This is a genomic window from Flavonifractor sp. An52, assembly GCF_002159385.1.
GTDB lineage: Bacteria > Bacillota > Clostridia > Oscillospirales > Oscillospiraceae > Flavonifractor > Flavonifractor avicola.
Genome location: NZ_NFIB01000027.1, coordinates 1 through 17,710 on the forward strand (window position 1 = coordinate 1; position 17,710 = coordinate 17,710).

General features: G+C 61.8%; 21 protein-coding genes and 1 tRNA gene. 15 read left to right on the forward strand and 7 right to left on the reverse strand.

Annotated elements, in window-relative coordinates; translation table 11 throughout:
• Positions 1-121 precede the first annotated feature (121 nt).
• On the reverse strand, positions 122-577 hold the full coding sequence (gene nrdR, locus B5G06_RS10515; RefSeq protein ID WP_087189029.1) for a transcriptional regulator NrdR: 456 nt from the start codon (positions 575-577) through the stop codon (positions 122-124).
• A 177-nt stretch (positions 578-754) separates the two neighbouring features.
• Between nrdR and B5G06_RS14540 the strand changes: the two genes are divergently transcribed.
• The 15 genes from B5G06_RS14540 (at position 755) to B5G06_RS10585 (ending at position 11,348) form a co-directional block, all read left to right on the forward strand.
• Complete coding sequence (locus B5G06_RS14540; protein ID WP_255396452.1) at positions 755-883, forward strand: hypothetical protein; 129 nt, start codon at positions 755-757, stop codon at positions 881-883.
• Between the two features lie 119 nt (positions 884-1,002).
• Positions 1,003-1,076 (forward strand) — tRNA-Gln (locus B5G06_RS10520).
• 120 nt (positions 1,077-1,196) lie between these two features.
• Positions 1,197-1,409 carry a hypothetical protein gene (locus B5G06_RS10525; RefSeq protein ID WP_087189030.1) on the forward strand — a complete coding sequence of 71 codons (213 nt, stop codon included), beginning with the start codon at positions 1,197-1,199 and terminating at the stop codon, positions 1,407-1,409.
• 249 nt (positions 1,410-1,658) lie between these two features.
• Positions 1,659-1,889, forward strand: a complete 231-nt coding sequence (gene acpP, locus B5G06_RS10530) for an acyl carrier protein (RefSeq protein ID WP_087189031.1) — start codon at positions 1,659-1,661, stop codon at positions 1,887-1,889.
• 55 nt (positions 1,890-1,944) lie between these two features.
• The gene (gene accB / locus B5G06_RS10535) at positions 1,945-2,370 is read left to right on the forward strand and encodes an acetyl-CoA carboxylase biotin carboxyl carrier protein (RefSeq protein WP_087189032.1); all 426 of its coding nucleotides are present in this window, start codon (positions 1,945-1,947) and stop codon (positions 2,368-2,370) included.
• Between the two features lie 4 nt (positions 2,371-2,374).
• Positions 2,375-3,760 carry an acetyl-CoA carboxylase biotin carboxylase subunit gene (accC, locus tag B5G06_RS10540; RefSeq protein ID WP_087189033.1) on the forward strand — a complete coding sequence of 462 codons (1,386 nt, stop codon included), beginning with the start codon at positions 2,375-2,377 and terminating at the stop codon, positions 3,758-3,760.
• Complete coding sequence (gene accD / locus B5G06_RS10545) at positions 3,757-4,623, forward strand: acetyl-CoA carboxylase, carboxyltransferase subunit beta (protein ID WP_087189034.1); 867 nt, start codon at positions 3,757-3,759, stop codon at positions 4,621-4,623. The genes accC and accD overlap by 4 nt, the downstream gene beginning before the upstream one ends.
• Entirely contained in the window at positions 4,613-5,434 is an 822-nt protein-coding gene (locus B5G06_RS10550) for an acetyl-CoA carboxylase carboxyltransferase subunit alpha (RefSeq protein WP_087189035.1), read from the forward strand. Before accD ends, B5G06_RS10550 begins: the two co-directional genes overlap by 11 nt.
• Positions 5,431-6,381: a beta-ketoacyl-ACP synthase III gene (locus B5G06_RS10555; RefSeq protein ID WP_087189036.1), complete on the forward strand. Its 951-nt coding sequence runs from the start codon at positions 5,431-5,433 to the stop codon at positions 6,379-6,381. Before B5G06_RS10550 ends, B5G06_RS10555 begins: the two co-directional genes overlap by 4 nt.
• 155 nt (positions 6,382-6,536) lie before the next feature.
• A complete protein-coding gene (locus B5G06_RS10560) occupies positions 6,537-7,463 on the forward strand; it encodes a DUF561 domain-containing protein (protein WP_087189037.1) in 927 nt (308 codons plus the stop codon).
• On the forward strand, positions 7,460-8,386 hold the full coding sequence (gene fabD / locus B5G06_RS10565) for an ACP S-malonyltransferase (RefSeq protein ID WP_087189038.1): 927 nt from the start codon (positions 7,460-7,462) through the stop codon (positions 8,384-8,386). Before B5G06_RS10560 ends, fabD begins: the two co-directional genes overlap by 4 nt.
• Before the next feature lie 4 nt (positions 8,387-8,390).
• Complete coding sequence (fabG, locus tag B5G06_RS10570; protein WP_087189039.1) at positions 8,391-9,134, forward strand: 3-oxoacyl-[acyl-carrier-protein] reductase; 744 nt, start codon at positions 8,391-8,393, stop codon at positions 9,132-9,134.
• An 18-nt stretch (positions 9,135-9,152) separates the two neighbouring features.
• A complete protein-coding gene (fabF, locus tag B5G06_RS10575; protein ID WP_087189040.1) occupies positions 9,153-10,394 on the forward strand; it encodes a beta-ketoacyl-ACP synthase II in 1,242 nt (413 codons plus the stop codon).
• A 5-nt stretch (positions 10,395-10,399) separates the two neighbouring features.
• Positions 10,400-10,834, forward strand: a complete 435-nt coding sequence (fabZ, locus tag B5G06_RS10580; protein ID WP_087189041.1) for a 3-hydroxyacyl-ACP dehydratase FabZ — start codon at positions 10,400-10,402, stop codon at positions 10,832-10,834.
• Positions 10,835-10,895: 61 nt separating this feature from the next.
• On the forward strand, positions 10,896-11,348 hold the full coding sequence (locus tag B5G06_RS10585) for a MarR family transcriptional regulator (RefSeq protein WP_087189042.1): 453 nt from the start codon (positions 10,896-10,898) through the stop codon (positions 11,346-11,348).
• A gap of 41 nt (positions 11,349-11,389) precedes the next feature.
• Here B5G06_RS10585 and B5G06_RS10590 read toward each other — a convergent pair whose 3' ends face one another.
• The 6 genes from B5G06_RS10590 to B5G06_RS10615 all read right to left on the reverse strand — a co-directional run bounded on the left by B5G06_RS10590 (position 11,390) and on the right by B5G06_RS10615 (position 17,703).
• Positions 11,390-11,593 carry a PTS ascorbate transporter subunit IIC gene (locus B5G06_RS10590; RefSeq protein ID WP_087189043.1) on the reverse strand — a complete coding sequence of 68 codons (204 nt, stop codon included), beginning with the start codon at positions 11,591-11,593 and terminating at the stop codon, positions 11,390-11,392.
• Between the two features lies 1 nt (position 11,594).
• The gene (locus B5G06_RS10595) at positions 11,595-12,605 is read right to left on the reverse strand and encodes an SPFH domain-containing protein (RefSeq protein WP_087189044.1); all 1,011 of its coding nucleotides are present in this window, start codon (positions 12,603-12,605) and stop codon (positions 11,595-11,597) included.
• A gap of 140 nt (positions 12,606-12,745) precedes the next feature.
• Entirely contained in the window at positions 12,746-13,639 is an 894-nt protein-coding gene (locus B5G06_RS10600; protein WP_087189045.1) for a DUF5655 domain-containing protein, read from the reverse strand.
• Positions 13,640-13,764: 125 nt separating this feature from the next.
• Positions 13,765-15,774, reverse strand: coding sequence for an S-layer homology domain-containing protein (locus B5G06_RS10605; RefSeq protein ID WP_087189046.1), 2,010 nt, complete (start codon positions 15,772-15,774; stop codon positions 13,765-13,767).
• A 19-nt stretch (positions 15,775-15,793) separates the two neighbouring features.
• Positions 15,794-16,975: an ABC transporter permease gene (locus B5G06_RS10610; protein ID WP_087189047.1), complete on the reverse strand. Its 1,182-nt coding sequence runs from the start codon at positions 16,973-16,975 to the stop codon at positions 15,794-15,796.
• Complete coding sequence (locus B5G06_RS10615; RefSeq protein ID WP_087189048.1) at positions 16,972-17,703, reverse strand: ABC transporter ATP-binding protein; 732 nt, start codon at positions 17,701-17,703, stop codon at positions 16,972-16,974. The genes B5G06_RS10610 and B5G06_RS10615 overlap by 4 nt, the downstream gene beginning before the upstream one ends.
• Between the last annotated feature and the right edge of the window lie 7 nt (positions 17,704-17,710).

The following is a 17,710-nucleotide window of genomic DNA, read 5'->3' on the forward strand; positions in this document are numbered from 1 at the left end:
CTTTGCGGCGTCAGGGGATGAAAAAAGCGAGGGTGCGTCGGATTTTTTCCAACGCACTCTCGCTCATGTTTGGGGTCAAACTTGGCGGACAAGCCGCCGTTTTTCAGGGGATTAGGTCAAATTACTTCTCCGCCAGAAGCTTGTTCAGTTCCTCCATAAAGGTGCTGATATCCTTGAACTGACGGTAGACGGAAGCGAAACGGACATAGGCCACCTCGTCCACCTTTTTCAGCCGTTCCATCACCAATTCGCCAATACGGGCGGAGGGAATCTCCCGGTCCATGTCGTTTTGCAGGACCTGTTCGATCTCATTGGCCATATCTTCCAGGGTGGCAAAGGCCACCGGCCGTTTTTCACAGGCCCGAATCATGCCGTTGAGCAGCTTGGTCTTGTCAAAGGTCTGACGGCTGCCGTCCTTTTTGATTACCATCAGGGGCAGACTCTCCATGGTCTCATAAGTGGTAAAACGCTTATGGCAGGCCAGACATTCCCGGCGGCGGCGGATGCTGGACCCTTCGTCGGACGGACGGGAGTCCACGACCTTGCTCTCCGGGTGAGAACAAAACGGACATCTCACAGCAGCAGCCCTCCTTTGAAACAAAGCTCCAGGCCAGGCCCAGGCAAAATATAGCAGCTTCTGTCGTATTATTATACCATACTTTGTTCTTAGTTGGTATCCCTGAAATGAGAAAGTTTTTGTATAAATCAGGAAACACCGGGGCAAGCTAGGAACGGTGAAAGCGAGGTGAGCACCATGCAGAACCAGCATAACGAGCAGAAGAAGTCCAGAAACCAGAATCCCGCTCCCCAGGACTGCAAGCATCCCCAGAGCAAGAAGCAGGAGCAGCCCCAGGATAAGACCGGTGATCCCAACCGTCATTGACCCCTTTTTCGTGGGCCGGAATGTCCGGCCCACAATTTTTTATTTTTTCATTTTTCCTCTTGACATTTCTCTGTAGTTTGCTATAATAACACCTGCGCTCACGAGAGCGGCAAACAAATAGCGGGATTGTGTAAGGGTAGCACAGCAGACTCTGACTCTGTATGTGAGGGTTCGAATCCTTCTCCCGCTGCCAAAGCGAGACAACTTCGGTTGTCTCGCTTTTTTCTTTTTTGGTACCTCCCGTCCCCACCCTGCGTATACTGGGCTGTGGGGGGCAAAGGCCCGTCACAATTTTGATTGGGGGTACTTCATCATGTGTTGTAACAACGGGAATCGCTGCTGCCGCTGCTGCTGCGGCGCCTCTGAGAACAACAGGACCACTTCCAGTGACCTGTTCTCCGGCCTGACCCTGTCCGACCTGTCCGGCACAGCCGGCGGCCGTCAGGTCTATCTCACCATCCCGGCTTTCCTGTGGGCTGCCGATCAGGAGGAGGACACCTCCTGCGGCTGCTGTCGCTGCTGCTGAGCCCCACGCCGCCCCCTCCAGGGCGGCTACTTACCCCCAATCCCCGCCCTGCGATCCAATCGCAGGGCGCTTTTTTTGCGCTTTTTTCGTGAATTTGAACAGTTCTGAAGATTATCCTCTGGAGTTTCCAAAAAAAGTCTTGACAAATCACTTCCGCCTGCTAAAATATGCTTAAATTATTTTATTTAAAAATTTTTAAGTAAAATAATTTAACTAAAATTTTTGAATTGTTTTGTGAGGAGCATTACCATGGATTTCGAGAAGATTAAGGATATCATTGTGGAGACCCTGAGCTGCGACGCCGACAAGGTGACCCCCGACGCCCGCCTGGCCGAGGACCTGGAGGCCGATTCCCTGGCTGCCGTGGAGCTGTCCATGGCTCTGGAGGAGGCCTTCGGCGTGACCATCGCCGACGAGGACCTGCCCAACATGAAGACCGCGGGCGACCTGATGAAGTACATCGAGGATCACGCTGAGTAAGAGGAGAAAACGGGCATCGGTGCAAACCGATGCCTTTTTTCCGAAAGGAGCCGCTATGACCAACCAAGAGATTTTTGAGCTGATGGCCCGCTTTGACCAGAGCGGCATCACCACCTTCAAGCTGAATACCAAGGACTTTACCCTGGAGCTGGGCAAAGGCGGCAGCGCTGCCGTTCCCGCCGCTCCCGTGGGCGCACCCGCACCTGCCGCTGCTGCGCCCGCCCCGGCGGCTCAGCCCGATGGTCCCTGCATCACCGCCCCCCTGGTGGGTACCTTCTATGCCGCCTCCGCCCCCGACGCCGAGCCCTTCGTCAAGGTGGGCGACAAGGTGAAGAAGGGCCAGACCGTCTGCCTCATGGAGGCCATGAAGATGATGAATGAGGTCCACGCCCCCTGCGACTGCACCATCGAGGCCATTCTTCAGGAGGACGGGGCTCTGGTGTCCTTTGGGGACCCCCTCATTCGTTACCGGGAAGGGTGATTCCATGTTCAAGCGTATTTTGATCGCCAACCGGGGCGAGATCGCCGTCCGGGTGTTCCGGGCCTGCCGGGAGCTGGACATCGAGCCTGTGGTGGTCTACTCCCAGGCCGATTCGGAGGCTCTTCACGTCCAGCTGGCGGAGCGGGCCTACTGCATCGGCCCCGCCCGCTCGGCGGACAGCTACTTAAATGTGGACGCCATCCTCACCGTGGCTCAGGCCACCGGGTGCGACGCCATCCACCCCGGCTACGGCTTCCTGTCGGAAAACGCCGATTTCGCCGACGCCTGTGCCCAGGCGGGCATTGCCTTTATCGGCCCCTCCGGCGATGTGATCCGGGCCATGGGCAACAAGGCCGCCGCCCGCAAGCTGATGGTGGCCGCCGGTGTGCCGGTGGTCCCCGGCTCCGACGGAGCAGTGGACACCGCCGAGGAGGCCAAAGCCCTGGCCGACTCCATCGGCTACCCTGTGCTCATCAAAGCTGCCGCCGGCGGCGGCGGCCGTGGTATGCGCCGGGTGTTTGAGCCCGACCAGCTGATCCCCCTCTTTGAGGAGGCCCGCAGCGAGTCGGTGGCCTGCTTCGGCAGTGGAGAGATGTACCTGGAGAAGCTGATCCTCAACCCCCGGCACATTGAGTTCCAGATCCTGGCCGATTCCCAGGGCCATGTAATCCAGCTTGGGGACCGGGACTGCTCCATCCAGCGGCGCAACCAGAAGCTGCTGGAAGAGTCCCCCTCCAAGGCCCTCACTCCCGAGCTGCGGGAGCGCATGGGCGCCGCCGCCGTGGCCGCCGCCAGGGCCGCCCACTATGAGAACGCCGGCACCATTGAGTTCGTACTGGACCCGGAGGGCAACTTCTACTTCATTGAGATGAACACCCGGATCCAGGTGGAGCACCCGGTCACCGAGCTGGTTACCGGCATGGACCTGGTGCGGGAGCAGATCCGTATTGCCGCCGGTCTCCCCCTGTCCCGCACCCAGGAGGAGGTCACCCTCAACGGCCACGCCATCGAGTGCCGCATCAACGCCGAGGACCCGGCCAACGACTTCCGCCCCTGCCCGGGCAAGATCGATTTCGTGCACCTACCCGGCGGCTGCGGGGTGCGGGTGGACACCGGCCTGTATACCGGCTACACCCTGCCCCCCTACTACGACTCCCTGATGGCAAAGCTCATTGTTCACGCCCCCACCCGGCTGGACGCCATCCGCCGGATGCGCCGGGCCCTGGAGGAGCTCATCATCGAGGGTCCTGCCAACAACGCCGATCTGCTCCATCAGATCATGCACCACCCCGACTTCATCCGGGGCAACTATAACACCGGCTACCTGGAGGCCAACATGGACACCCTGCTGGCCTGGAGCCGCAGCGGAGAGGAGGAACCTAAGGCATGAGCAACGTCTTTGCCCAGCGGCGTCAGAAGCTGCTCTCCCTGAAGGCCCTCCGGGGCAGTTCCCCCGCCCCCGCCCATACCGAGGAGACCTGTCCCGCCTGCGGCGGCACCTTCCGCCGCAAGGATCTGGTGACTGCCCGGTACGTCTGCCCCCTGTGCGGCCATCACTACCCCGTCGGGGCCTATTACCGCCTCAGCCTGGTGCTGGACAAAGGCACCTTCCGGGAGCTGGACGCCAATCTGTCCTCCAACGATCCTCTGTCCTTCCCCGGCTACGCCGCCAAGCTGGAGGGCGCCCGCCGCCGCACCGGCATGAACGAGGGCGTGGTGGCCGCCACCGGCCGCATCAACGGCCAGAAGGTGGCCATCGGCGCTCTGGACAGCCGGTTTTTCATGGGCAGCATGAGCGCTGCCCTGGGTGAGAAGGTCACCCGGCTGGTGGAGTACGCCGAAAAATATAAGCTGCCCCTCATCCTCTTCTCCGCCAGCGGCGGAGCCCGGATGCAGGAGGGCATTCTGTCCCTGATGCAGATGGCCAAGACCTCCGCCGCTCTGGAGCGGTTCTCCCGCAAGGGCGGGCTGTACATCTCGGTGCTTACCCACCCCACCACCGGCGGGGTCACCGCCAGCTTTGCCAGCCTGGGCGACATCATGCTGGCCGAGCCCGGCGCCCTCATCGGCTTTGCCGGCCCCCGGGTCATCGAACAGACCATCGGTGAGAAGCTGCCCGAGGGCTTCCAGAGCGCCGAGTACCTGCTGGAGCATGGCTTCCTGGACGCCATCGTGCCCCGGGCCCAGCTGCGGGACACCCTGATCCAGCTGCTGAAACTGCACGGGAAAGGAGGGAGCGACCGTGGCAAATAACCTGACCCCCGCCCAGCGGGTGGCGCTGGCCCGCCATCAGGACCGGCCGGGTACTGCCGACTTCATCGCCGCCCTCTTCACTGACTTCTTTGAGCAGCGGGGCGACCGCCTGTGCGCCGACGACGGCAGCATCCTGGGCGGCGCGGCCCTCTTCCATGGCCAGCCGGTTACCGTCATCGGTCACCGGAAGGGCCGCACCCTGGAGGAACACCTGGCCTATCACTTCGGCATGCCCTCCCCCGAGGGCTACCGCAAGGCCCAGCGGCTGATGGAGCAGGCGGAGAAGTTCCGCCGCCCCATCATCACCTTCATCGACACCCCCGGCGCCTACCCCGGCCTGGAGGCCGAGGCTCGCGGCCAGGGGGAGGCCATCGCCCGCACCCTGGCCCTCTCCTCCGCCCTCACCGTCCCGGTGATCTCGGTGGTCACCGGCGAGGGGGGCAGCGGCGGCGCATTGGCTCTGGGTGTGGGCAACAAGGTACTCATGCTGGAAAATGCCGTCTACTCCGTCCTCTCCCCCGAGGGCTTTGCCGCCATCCTGTGGAAAGATTCCTCCCGCAGCGACGAGGCCTGCGACGTGATGAAGCTCACCGCCGCCGACCTGCTGGAGCTGGGCGTCATCGACGCCATCATCCCTGAACCCGCAGAAGGCGCCCACACCAACCTGCACGGAGTATGCAAGGCGCTGGATGCCGTCCTGGTGAAGGAGCTGGCGGCACTGAACAAGCTGAACGGTCAGGCTCTGGCCACCCAGCGCTACAAAAAATTCCGCTTAATGGGCAGCAAGGCCCTGAGAAAGGAGCGCCCATGAACGGAATCAAACTGCTGAGCACCGGCTCCGCCCTGCCCCGCCGGGCGGTGACCAACGACGATATGTCCAAGATCGTGGACACCAACGACGAGTGGATCGCCACTCGCACCGGTATCCGCAGCCGCTACCACTGCACCGAAGGGGAGAGCCACACCACCCTATGTCTGGCCGCCGCCAAACAGGCTCTGGAGCGCTCCGGCATCAGCCCGGAACAGATCGGGGTATGCATCGTGGCTACCCTGTCCCAGGATTTTCTCACCCCTGCCGCCGCCTGCATCCTCCAGCGGGATCTGGGCTTTCCGGAGGACACGGTGTGCTTCGACCTGAACGCCGCCTGCTCCGGCTTTGTGTACGGTCTCCATACAGCGGAATGCCTGTTGGCCGCCGCAGAACGGAAGTACGGCCTCATTGTGGGCGTGGAGGCCCTGAGCCGCATCACCGACTTCACCGACCGCTCCACCTGCGTTCTCTTTGGAGACGGCGCGGGAGCCGCCGTGGTGGAGTGGCGGGCGGACTATCCTTCCCTCTGCGGAGTGCTGGGCTGCCGGGGCAATCAGGAAGCCCTGTACGTCCCCGGAGCCAACAGCACCGATCCCTCCTACATCCATATGGATGGCAAAGCGGTGTTTCGCTTCGCGGTAGAGGCCCTGCCCCGCTGCGCCAAAGAGGTACTCAAAAAGGCGGGCCTCACCCTGGAGGACGTGGACCGCTTCGTGTTCCACCAGGCCAACCAGCGCATCATTGACTTTGCGGTAAAGAAGCTGGGAGTAGATCCCGCCAAGTGCACCGGCAACATCGCCCGCACCGGCAACACCTCCGCCGCCAGCGTACCCCTGCTGCTGGATGAGCTGGTCACCTCCGGTCAGCTGACCTCCGGCCAGAAGGCCCTGTGCGTGGGCTTCGGCGGGGGCCTGACCTGGGCGGGCGCGCTGCTGGAGCTGGCGTAAAGAAACGGGCGACCACAAGGGTCGCCCCTACGCAAAATTGCTACCCCGTAGGGGCGGCCTTTATGGCCGTCCGCCATCATACATACCGCTTCCCTCATCCGTCTGGCCTTTGGCCAGCCACCTTCCCCCAGGGGAAGGCTCATAAGGAGTATATTATGAAATTGAATGAACTTCTGGGGATTGAATTCCCCATTATCCAGGGCGGCATGGCCAACGTGGCCACCGGCGCTTTCGCCGCCGCCGTATCCAATGCCGGTGCTCTGGGCCTCATCGGCTCCGGCGGCATGGACGCCGACGCCCTGCGCCATGAGATCCAGGTGGCCAAGTCCTCCACTAACAAGCCCTTCGGCGTCAATCTGATGCTGATGAATCCCCACATCGAGGACCTGGCCCGCGTGGTGGTGGAGGAGGGCGTCCAGGTGGTGACCACCGGCGCCGGCAACCCCGGCAAGTACGTCCCCGCCTGGAAGGCGGCGGGCATCAAGGTGTTCCCCGTGGTGGCCGCCCCCATCCTGGCCAAGCGGCTGGAGCGGTACGGCATTGACGGCATCATCGCCGAGGGCACCGAGAGCGGCGGCCATGTGGGCGAGATGACCACCATGGCCCTGGTGCCCCAGGTGGTGGACGCGGTGAGCGTGCCCGTCATCGCCGCCGGCGGCATTGCCGACGGCCGTCAGATGGCCGCCGCCTTCGCCCTGGGCGCCTGCGGCGTGCAGATCGGCACCTGCCTGCTGGCCAGTGAGGAGTGCCCCATCCACGACAACTACAAGCAGGCCGTGGTGAAGGCCGGGGCCAACGACACCACCGTCACCGGTCGCACCGGCGGCGCCCCCGTCCGGGTGCTCAAGAACAAGATGGCCCGGGAGTACCTGCGCATGGAGAAGCAGAACCTGCCTCTGGAGGAGATGGAGAAGCTGACCCTGGGCTCCCTCCGCCGGGCGGTGTTCGACGGCGACCTGGACACCGGCAGCTTTATGGCCGGTCAGGTGGCCGGCATGGTAAAGGAGGTCCGTCCCCTGCGGGCCATCTTTGAGGACATGATGAGCGGCTGTCAGGCCGTTGTGAAAGGACTGAACGTATGAGCCTCGCCTTTTTGTACGCCGGACAGGGCAGCCAGCATCCCGGCATGGGGGCCGACCTCTATGAGGCCTACCCCGTATTTAAAGCCGTGCTGGACAGCGCCGACGTGGACTTTGACCTGAAGACCGTCTCCTTCACCGACCCCGACGGGGTACTGAACCAGACGGAGTACACCCAGCCCTGCATGGTGGCTTTCGCCGCCGGCATGACCGCCATCCTGTATGACATGGGCATCCGGCCCGATTACGCCGCCGGCCTCAGCCTGGGCGAGTATTCCGCCCTCCAGGCCGCCGGGGTGTTTACCCCCGCCCAGGCCATCTCCCTGGCCGCTTTCCGGGGCAAGGCCATGGCCTCCGCCGCTGCCGGTATCCCCTGCGGCATGACCGCCGTTCTGGGTCTGGACCGGGAGAAGCTGCAGCAGGCCTGCGACCAGGCCGCCGACGCCGGTGTGGTGGAGATCGCCAACTACAACTGCCCCGGCCAACTGGTCATCGGCGGTGCCCAGGAGGCGGTGAACAAGGCCGCTTCCATTGCCAAGGAGCTGGGGGCCAAGCGCTGTCTCCCTCTGAAGGTCAGCGGCCCCTTCCACACCTCCCTGCTCCGCCCCGCCGGCGACGCCCTGCGGGAGAAGTTCCAGAGCGTCACCTTTGGAGAGATGGCCTTCCCGGTGCTCTTCAACTGCCTGGGCCATGAGATGGGCGAGAACGACACCATCCCCGCCCTGCTGGAGAAGCAGGTCCAGTCCTCCGTCTACATGGAGGACACCATCCGCCATCTGGAGGCGCTGGGTGTGGACACCATCGTGGAGATCGGCCCGGGCAAGGCACTCAGCGGCTTTGTGAAAAAGACCGCCCCCTCCATCAAGACCTACGCCGTGGAGACCTGCGCCGACATCGAGGCCCTCTCCGCCGCTTTGAAAGGATAACTGTATGAGCATGAATGGAAAAATCGCCGTAGTCACCGGCGGCAGCCGGGGTATTGGCAAGGCTATCTGCCTGGAGCTGGCCCGCCGGGGCGCCAACGTGGTGTTCTCCTACGCCGGCAACACTGCCGCCGCCGAGGAAACCCTGGCCGCCCTCAAGGAGTTGGGTGTGGAAGCCCATGCCGTTCAGGGCAGCGTAGCCGACCCCGCCGCTGTGAAGGCCCTGATGGACACCGCCGTGAAAGAGCTGGGCGGCCTCCACATCCTGGTGAACAACGCCGGCATCACCCGGGACAACCTGGCCATGATGCTGAAGGAGGAGGACTTCGACGCGGTCATCGAGACCAACCTGAAGGGGGCCTTCCTGTGCATGAAGGCCGCCGCCCGGCCCATGATGAAGGCAAAATTTGGCCGCATCATCAACCTCAGCTCGGTGGTGGCCCTCCGGGGCAATCCCGGCCAGATCAACTACTGCGCCAGCAAGGCAGGCGTCATCGGCATGACCAAGTCCCTGGCCAAGGAGCTGGGCGGACGGGGCGTCACCGTCAACGCCATTGCTCCCGGCTACATCGCCACCGACATGACCGCTGCCCTTCCCGAGGCCGCCCGGGAGGCCATGCTGTCCACCATCCCCGCCGGCCGGGCCGGCACCCCCGAGGACGTGGCTGCCGCCGTGGCCTTCCTGGCCTCCGATGAGGCGGCCTACATCACCGGACAGGTCCTTTCCGTCGACGGCGGCATGGGTATGTGAGGAGGAACAAGATCAACTATGGAAAAACGCAGAGTAGTCATTACCGGCATGGGGACCGTCAATCCCCTGGGCCACAACGTGGCCGACACCTGGCAGGCCGTCCGTAACGGTGTGTGCGGCATCGCCCCCATCACTCAGTATGACGCCGCCCCTCAGAAGGTCCATCTGGCCGCCGAGGTAAAGGACTGGGACCCCACCTCCGTGCTGGACAAGAAGGAAGTGCGCCACATGGCCCGCTACTCCCAGCTGGCCATGGCCTCCGCCAAGGAGGCGGTGGCCGACAGCGGCCTGGATCTGGAGTCCCTGGACCGCACCCGCTGCGGCGTCATCGTCTCCAGCGGCATCGGCGGCATCGGCAACACCGAGGCCGAGCAGATGCGCTGCTCGGAGAAGGGTTTTGACCGGGCCTCCCCCTTCTACATCCCCTCTACCATCGCCAACATGGGCGCTGGTCTCATCGCCATTGCCTTCGGCTTCCAGGGTATGTGTACCTGCCCTGTCACCGCCTGCGCCGGCGGCTCCAACGCCGTGGGCGACGCCTTCCGCCACATCCGGGACGGCTATGCCGAGGTGATGCTGTGCGGCGGTGCCGAGTCCGCCATCACCCCCCTGTCCATCGGCGGCTTCACCACCATGCGGGCCCTCCATGTGGGCGACGACCCCAACCGGGCCTCCATCCCCTTTGACGCCCAGCGTTCCGGCTTTGTGATGGGCGAGGGCGCCGGCATCCTGGTGCTGGAGGAGTATGAGCACGCCAAGGCCCGAGGGGCCAAAGTGTATGCCGAGGTGGTGGGCTACGGCGCCACCTGCGACGCCTACCACATGACCGCCCCCGCTCCCCACGGGGAGGGCGGCGCCCGGGCCATGGCCCAGGCCCTGGCCGACGGCGGCGTGGCCCCCGAGCAGGTGGGCTACATCAACGCCCACGGCACCTCCACCCCCCTGAACGACTCCGGCGAGACCGACGCCATCAAGACGGTGTTCGGCGACCACGCCTATAAGCTGGCGGTCAGCTCCACCAAGTCCATGACCGGCCATATGCTGGGCGCTGCCGGTGCGGTGGAGGCCATTTTCTCCGCCCTCACCCTGAAGGACGGATATCTGCCCGCCACCATCAACTACCAGGAGGCCGATCCGGCCTGCGACCTGGACTATGTGCCCAACCAGGGCCGGAATGCCGACGTCCAGTACGCCCTGTCCAACTCCCTGGGCTTCGGCGGTCACAACGCCTGTGTGCTGTTCAAGAAGTGGGAGGGTTAAACGCTATGGAACTCAACTCCAATCAGATTGCTGAGATCCTGCCCCACCGCTACCCCTTCGCCCTGGTGGACCGCATCGTGGACGGCGAGGCGGGCAAGTGGGCCAAGGGCATCAAGTGCGTCAGCGTCAACGAGCCCTTCTTCCAGGGCCACTTTCCCCAGTACCACGTCATGCCCGGCGTCCTCATTCTGGAGGCCCTGGCCCAGGTAGGTGCGGTGGCCCTGCTGTCCCTGCCGGAGAACCGGGGCAAGATCGCCTTCTTCGGCGGCATCAAGAACGCCCGGTTCCGCCGCCAGGTGACCCCCGGTGACGTGCTGGAGCTGGAATGTACCCTCACCAAGCAGAAAGGGCCGGTGGGCATCGGGGAAGCCAGGGCCACCGTCAACGGGCAGGTGGCGGCCACGGCGGAGCTGACCTTTGCCCTGGGCAAAGATTCCTGATTGCCCTCTCCTCCGCCGTTTGTTATAATGAAAAAAAGACCGAAAATGCGGAGGCAGGGGTATGCTGGAAGAGAAATTTGAAATCGTGTATACAAAATTTAAACTTCACTTTTATCAGGAGATCTTCGAGCGGTTCCAGAACCGGGAGGCCAGCCTGACCACGGTGGAGACCTTCGCTATGGAGACCATCCAGGCCCTGGGGTCCCCCACCATCAACGAGTTTGCCTCCTTCATGCGCATTTCCCCGCCCAATGCGGCTTATAAGATCAACAGTCTCATCCGCAAGGGCTATGTCCAGAAGATCCAGTCGGAACATGACAAGCGAGAGTACCACCTGCAGGTAACCCAAAAGTACAAGGAGTATTACAACATCAGCAACGACTATGTACATGTAGTTACCGAGCGGATGCGGGAGCGATTCACCCCCGCTGAATGTGCCAAGCTGGAGGAGATGCTCTCCATCATCAGCAAGGAACTGATGCCGGAGATCAGCCTGGGCTCCGCTGAGGCCTGAGAAACAAAAAAAGACGTGCTGCCGTGGCAGCACGTCTTTTTTCATTCGATATCCAGTTCCGGCGGCACGTCGATCTCATCGGACACATATTTCCCGTTTTTCTTCCGCTGCCGGACGCACTCGGTGAGCAGATACTCGATCTGGCCGTTCACCGAGCGGAAGTCGTCCTCCGCCCAGGCCGCAATGGCGGCATACAGCTTGGGGGACAGGCGCAGGGGCACCTGCTTCTTACCATCGCCCGCCATATCAGTACAGGCTGCCGGAGTTGACCACCGGCTGGGCGTCCCGGTTGCCGCAAAGTACCACCAGCAGGTTGGACACCATGGCGGCCTTCCGCTCCTCGTCCAGTTCCACCACCTGCTTCTCGCTGAGCCGCTCCAGAGCCATCTCCACCATGCCCACGGCCCCGTCCACGATCATCTTGCGGGCGTCGATAATGGCAGAGGCCTGCTGCCGCTGGAGCATCACCGCGGCGATCTCGGGGGCATAAGCCAGGTAGGTAATGCGGGCCTCAATGATCTCCAGCCCGGCCTGAGCCACCTTGCTCTGGATCTCATCCTTGATGCGCCCAGCCACCACCTCGCTGGAGCCCCGCAGACTGCCCTCGTCGGCAATGCCGTCGCCGGTGGTGTCCACGTTGGGGGCCACGTCGTAGGGGTAGATACGCACGATGTTCCGCAGGGCGCTGTCACACTGGAGGGACAGGTATTCCTTGTAGTTGTCCACGTCGAACACCGCCTTGGCGGTGTCCACCACCCGCCACATGACGGCGATGCCGATCTCCACCGGGTTGCCCAGGCAGTCGTTGATTTTCTGGCGGTTGTTGTTCAGGGTCATGATCTTGAGGGAGATCTTCTTGCCGCCCGCCTGGGCCTCCGCCTTCTTCTCCGCCTTGCTGCCGCCATCCACGTCGCCGCTCTGGTTCAGCTTGGTCTGGGCCGCCGGATTGACCCCGGAGCAGAAGGGGTTGACGTAGTAGAAGCCCTCCCCCTTCAGCGTGCCGATGTACTTGCCAAACAGGGTGAGCACTAGGGCCTCCTGGGGCTTGAGCACCTTCAGGCCGCACAGGAAGATCCAGCCCAGGGACGCCCAGACGATGCTCACAACCAGAATGACCACCGTGATCCCATCCATGTCTCCCGCCCCGTCCTGGACGGCAGCCCACACGATGCCGATGACCGCCAGCACGTACAGGGCCAGAATGAGCAGCAGCATAGGCATACCCTTTTTCTTGCCGGTTAAAATCTTCTCTTCCATAAGAGCACCTCCCGCTCTCTTTTTGATATCAAAATAATATCACCAAAATATCAGGTTGTCAAGAGAGTGGCTGCCCATATAACGAGATCTCTTAAGATAAAACAACAGCAGCATGGACTTCTTATCCATGCTGCTGCTTTTCAGTTCTCAAAATAGGCACGGTCGATCAGTGGCTTTACGTTTTCAAAATCATCTCCGTTCTTGATAATAAGTCGAAGGTCTCCAGTACCCCAGTGCCCCTTGTCCCGGACATCCTCAATTTTCCCCGGTTTCAATTCCACTGTGTCCGGATTCAAACGCAGATGTATCAAAATATTGTTCTGATACACTTCCACACAGGCAATATTTCTAACCTTTTTGAACGCCACATAGAGCTTAAGCTGGTTTTCTGCAACATCGTCACCTAGCGACAGAATGTAGTCATGAATGGACAAATACAGCGTCCTGATCTGCTCTCTTGTTTCCTCCAAGTGTTTTTGAAACGACTTATCCCCTTTTACCTTTTTCACCAGTGTCGCCATTTCTTCCACAGCAGGCTGTACCTGAGGTGTGTTTAAGAACTCGAAGGCAATCAGTTCGTCGCCGTATTTTCTATACTTCACCAGCTTGATGTTCCGTTGCATCTGATTTACAGCGTGCTCATCAAATTTTGTAAAATCGCTGGCAATACAAATTACGCAGGGCATACTCCAATCAATCTGCTCTGCTTTTTCCAACCCCAGTTCCTCCATAACCAACAGCTTGAAATCTGCCTTATGATCTAGCAGCCAATCCAAATAGAACAGGCCCTGGTTGATCACATTTTCATTGATACTCCGCTTATATTCAAAAATGACCGGACAATTGTTTTCGTCAATTCCAATGCTGTCCATTCGACCATTGGTGATCTTGTACTCCGATCGTAAAAAAGTCACCCCAAAAAAGGTCATCATATTTTTCTCCAGAAGCGTTTGCAACTCCCGTTCCAACGCAACCTGGGAGGACGGCAATTCGTTCACGCCATTTTGAATGGAAAATAATTTAAAATCCGCCATGATAAGACCTCCTCTGTTTTTTATTGTACCATGTGCATCAGTCTTTCTGCAACAAGCATTCCCCGGCACAAGTACAAGCGCCGACATGAAAAAGAGCGTGCCGCTTTCGGCACGCTCTTTTCCCGTTATTCGGTTGCAATCACTCTAACTACGGCATCTACCCCCAGGGTACCACTGTAGTACACGGTAAAGGTATCGCTGTAGGCTCTGGCCTGGGACAGGGTGACCCACTGCTCGGTATCGCTGTTATAGCCCTCTGCGGTGTCGCTGATGGGCACCCGCACCCCGTCAATCACCACCGCATCCAGGCTGTCAAAGGCACTCTGGTCTACACCCTCCGCCTCACTAAGGGTGACAACGGACACCGCCTTTCCCTCGGAAGATACCGCGATGCCTCCCATGTCTCCGGTACGCCCGGACTGGCCGGTGATATACTCCTGGGTGGTACCGCTGCCGTTCTCCACCGAAACGGTACGGTTGGTGTAGGTCATGGTGCCGCTGCCCTCCGTCCTGCTGCCCATGGTGAGCAGACCATAGGTATAGGCACTCCCCGTCACGTCATCCAGCAGCAGCACACTGACAAGGCCATTGCTGTCGGTGGCGTAAAAGTCGATGTCAGCCGCCTTTACCGTGGCAGTCTGAATGTCCTCCAGGTCGATCTCGGTGACCACGCTGGTCCCCGCCCGCTCGTAGATCCGCACGCTGTCCGCCAGCGGGATGGAGCCCAGGGTCCCCTCCGACACGTTGAGATCCAGGCTGCTGTCCCCGGACACCTGGGACACCGACAGCTTGCCCACGCCGCTGGAGGTGACCTTCACCAGGTCCCCCGCGCCGGCGGAGCCGCTGATTGTGCCCCGGGCGGTAAGGCCGCAGGTCAGCTCCACCTGTCCCTCCCCCAGGACCCCGTACAGGGCGGTCTGCCCGCCCGCGGCGGCGGAGATCACCGCCCCGTCCCCGTCCAGGGTAACGGTGATCTTATCCCCCACCGAACAGCCGCTCAGGCTGTCCACGGCGCTCTCCTCCACCTCCAGCTCCATGCCCAGCAGGGTGATGGTGTCTGGGGTGGCGGTGTTGGGGCTGGCAGACTCATAGTAACCCGTGAGGGTCACGCCCTCATAGCCGTTTCCCTCGGTGGCCGCCACCAGTTCCAGATTGCCCGACTGGTTGTAGTAGAGAGTGAGCTGAGGGCAGTCGGCCAGATCGTACCAGCAGTTCTCAAAGGTGGTCAGGGTATCTCCCATCACCACCGCCGTACTGCCGCTGACGGCATAGCTGCCGTTGATGCGGTTGGCGGTGACACTCTCGGGAATCAGGGTATAGCGCACGGTGTCGTCAGGCAGAAAACCAGTCACCCGTCTGCTCTGGTCCAGCAGCAGGGTACCCCGGCTGCCCGCAAGGCCCTCCAGATCCGCCGCCGGCTCATACCAGGACAGGTTCTGGTTGGCGTACACCTCCACCATGCCCTCGCTCCCGTCGCCGCTCTCAGCGTCGGTGTCCAGCAGAACGGCGTTTTCCACCTTGGAGGCGCACAGGTTGTCAATGTAGTCCTTTCCGGTGCTGTCGCTCTGGCCCAGCAGGGCGTAGAGCATCAGGGCCGCCTCACCCCGGGTCAGGGCGTGGTCGGGGTCTGTGGACACCCCGTCCAGCAGCCCCAGCTGCTCACCCAGAGCCATGTAGTCCTCCGGCCAGAAGGGGCCCACGTCCTCGGCGGTGTACCCCAGCAGCCGCAGGGCCACCGTCACCGCCTGGCCCACCGTCACCGGGTCGTCGGGGCCGAAGGTGCCGTTGCCGTAGCCGGATACCAGGCCCTCCTCACAGGCCAGATTGATGTAAGGAGCCGCCCAGTGGCTTCCCGCCACGTCGGAAAAGAGGGTGCGGTAGGCGCTGCCGCTTACCTGATCCCCGTGGCCCTCGGCCAGCACCGCCAGCTTGCAGAACTGAGCCCGGGTCAGCCCCTGATCCGGGTAGTAGTTGCCGTCGGAGCCGCCGGAGACGATCCCCAGGCCGGAGAGCACCTCCACCGCCAGGGCGGTGTCGGCGTCACTCACGTCGGGAAAGGAGGCCGCCCCGGCGTAGCCGGTCAGCCCCAGACACAGCCCCGCCGCGGTCAGCAGGGACAAGAGTTTGCGTTTCATTGGAATCTCCTCCTTCTGTTCAATCCGCCCGGAGGGCGTCCACCGGCTGGAGGTTGGAGGCCTTCACCGCCGGGTAGATGCCAAACACAATACCGATAACCACCGAGAAGGCAAAGGCCCCAGCTGTCACCAGACTGTCCGGGAAGAGGATCAGGTCGTACATGGCCTTGCCCAAAATCAGGCTCAGGCCGTAACCCAGCAATATGCCGATGACGCCGCCCATGCCGCTGAGAATGGCAGCCTCCACCAGAAACTGGCCGATGATCTCCCCCCGGGGAGCACCGATGGACTTTTTGATGCCGATCTCCCGGGTACGCTCGGTGACGGTGACCAGCATGATGTTCATGATGCCGATGCCGCCCACCAGCAGGGCGATACCGGCAATGCCGCCCAGCACCACGCTCATGGAGGTCATCTCTTCGGTGGACTCGGTCATGGCGGCGTTGCCGTTTTCCAGATCATATTCTCCCACTGTGGAGGAGATGGTGTCGGCCAGAAAGACCTCCAAATCCGCCATGACGGCGTCCATGTTATCCGATTTATCCACTTTCACTGTAAAGGAGGTGAGGTAGTCGATCTGGAGGATGGCCCGATCCAGGGAGTAAGGGATCACCGCCATATCGTCCATGGACCCCTCGGTGCCCCCGTCCTTCTGGTAGTAAGTACCCACCACGGTAAAGGGCTCGCCCCCCAGATACACCGTCTCCCCAATGGGGTCGGCATACTGGAACAGGCTGTCCGCCACGTAGGACCCCAGCACGCACACCCGGTTGCGCTGTTCAATGTCAAAGGCATTGATGTCCCGACCGCTCTCCAGGGTGTAGTTGTTGCACACAGCATATTCGTCGCTGCCCAGATATACGGTACTACTGTCCAGGGTGGTGGTGCGGTACTTCATGGGCAGCGAGGTGGACACATCGGGGCTCACCCCCTCCACCATATCGCTCAGTTCCTCATCGCAGTAGTCATACAGGGCGCTCATTACATCCACGCTGCGGCTGGTGTCGTACCAGGTCACCGTGACATTGACCTTGTTGACGCCCAGCTTCTCATAGTAGGCGGTGATGTCGGCGTTGTAGCCCGACACCAGAGCCACCAGCACCAGCACGGCGGTGACGCCGATGATGATGCCCAGCATGGTGAGGAAGGAGCGCCCCTTCTTCTCCCGGATGGACTCCAGGGCCATACCCAGTGCATTCACGGCGCCACCCGCCTTGCCGGCACGTCCAGGTCCACCAGCACCCCGTCCCACAGGCTGTCGTGGACGATCTTTCCGTCCTTCACCCGCACCGTGCGGTCAGCTTGGGCGGCAATGCCGTTGTCATGGGTAATGAGGATGACGGTGGTGCCCGTCCGGTTCATTTCCCGCATAAGGGCCAGCACCTGGGCGCCGGTCTTGGAGTCCAGGGCGCCGGTGGGCTCGTCGGCCATCAGAACCGGAGACTGGGCGGCAATGGCCCGGGCAATGGCCACCCGCTGCTGCTGGCCGCCGGAGAGCTGGCCGGGCCGGTAATCCGCCTTGGCCGCAATCTCCACACGCTCCAGGGCCTCCATAGCCCGCGCCTTCCTCTGGGCCAGGGGCACCTTCTGGTAGAGCATAGGCAGAGCTACATTCTGCCACACGCTGAGGGAGGGGATCAGGTTGTAGCCCTGAAAGATGAAGGCGATCTTTCGGGAGCGGATGAGCTCCAGCTCCCGCCGCCCACGCTGGCTGATGGGGATGCCGTCCAGATAGTACTCCCCCCGGGTGGGCACATCCAGGCAGCCCAGAATGTTCATCATGGTGGACTTGCCCGAGCCGGAGGTGCCGATGATAGCCACAAATTCCCCCTGGTTGATCTCCAGGGTCACGCCGTCCAGGGCGTTGACCTGATTTTCCCTGCCCTCGCCGTAGATCTTATATACGTTGTCCAGTCGGATCAAACTCATTTCGCTA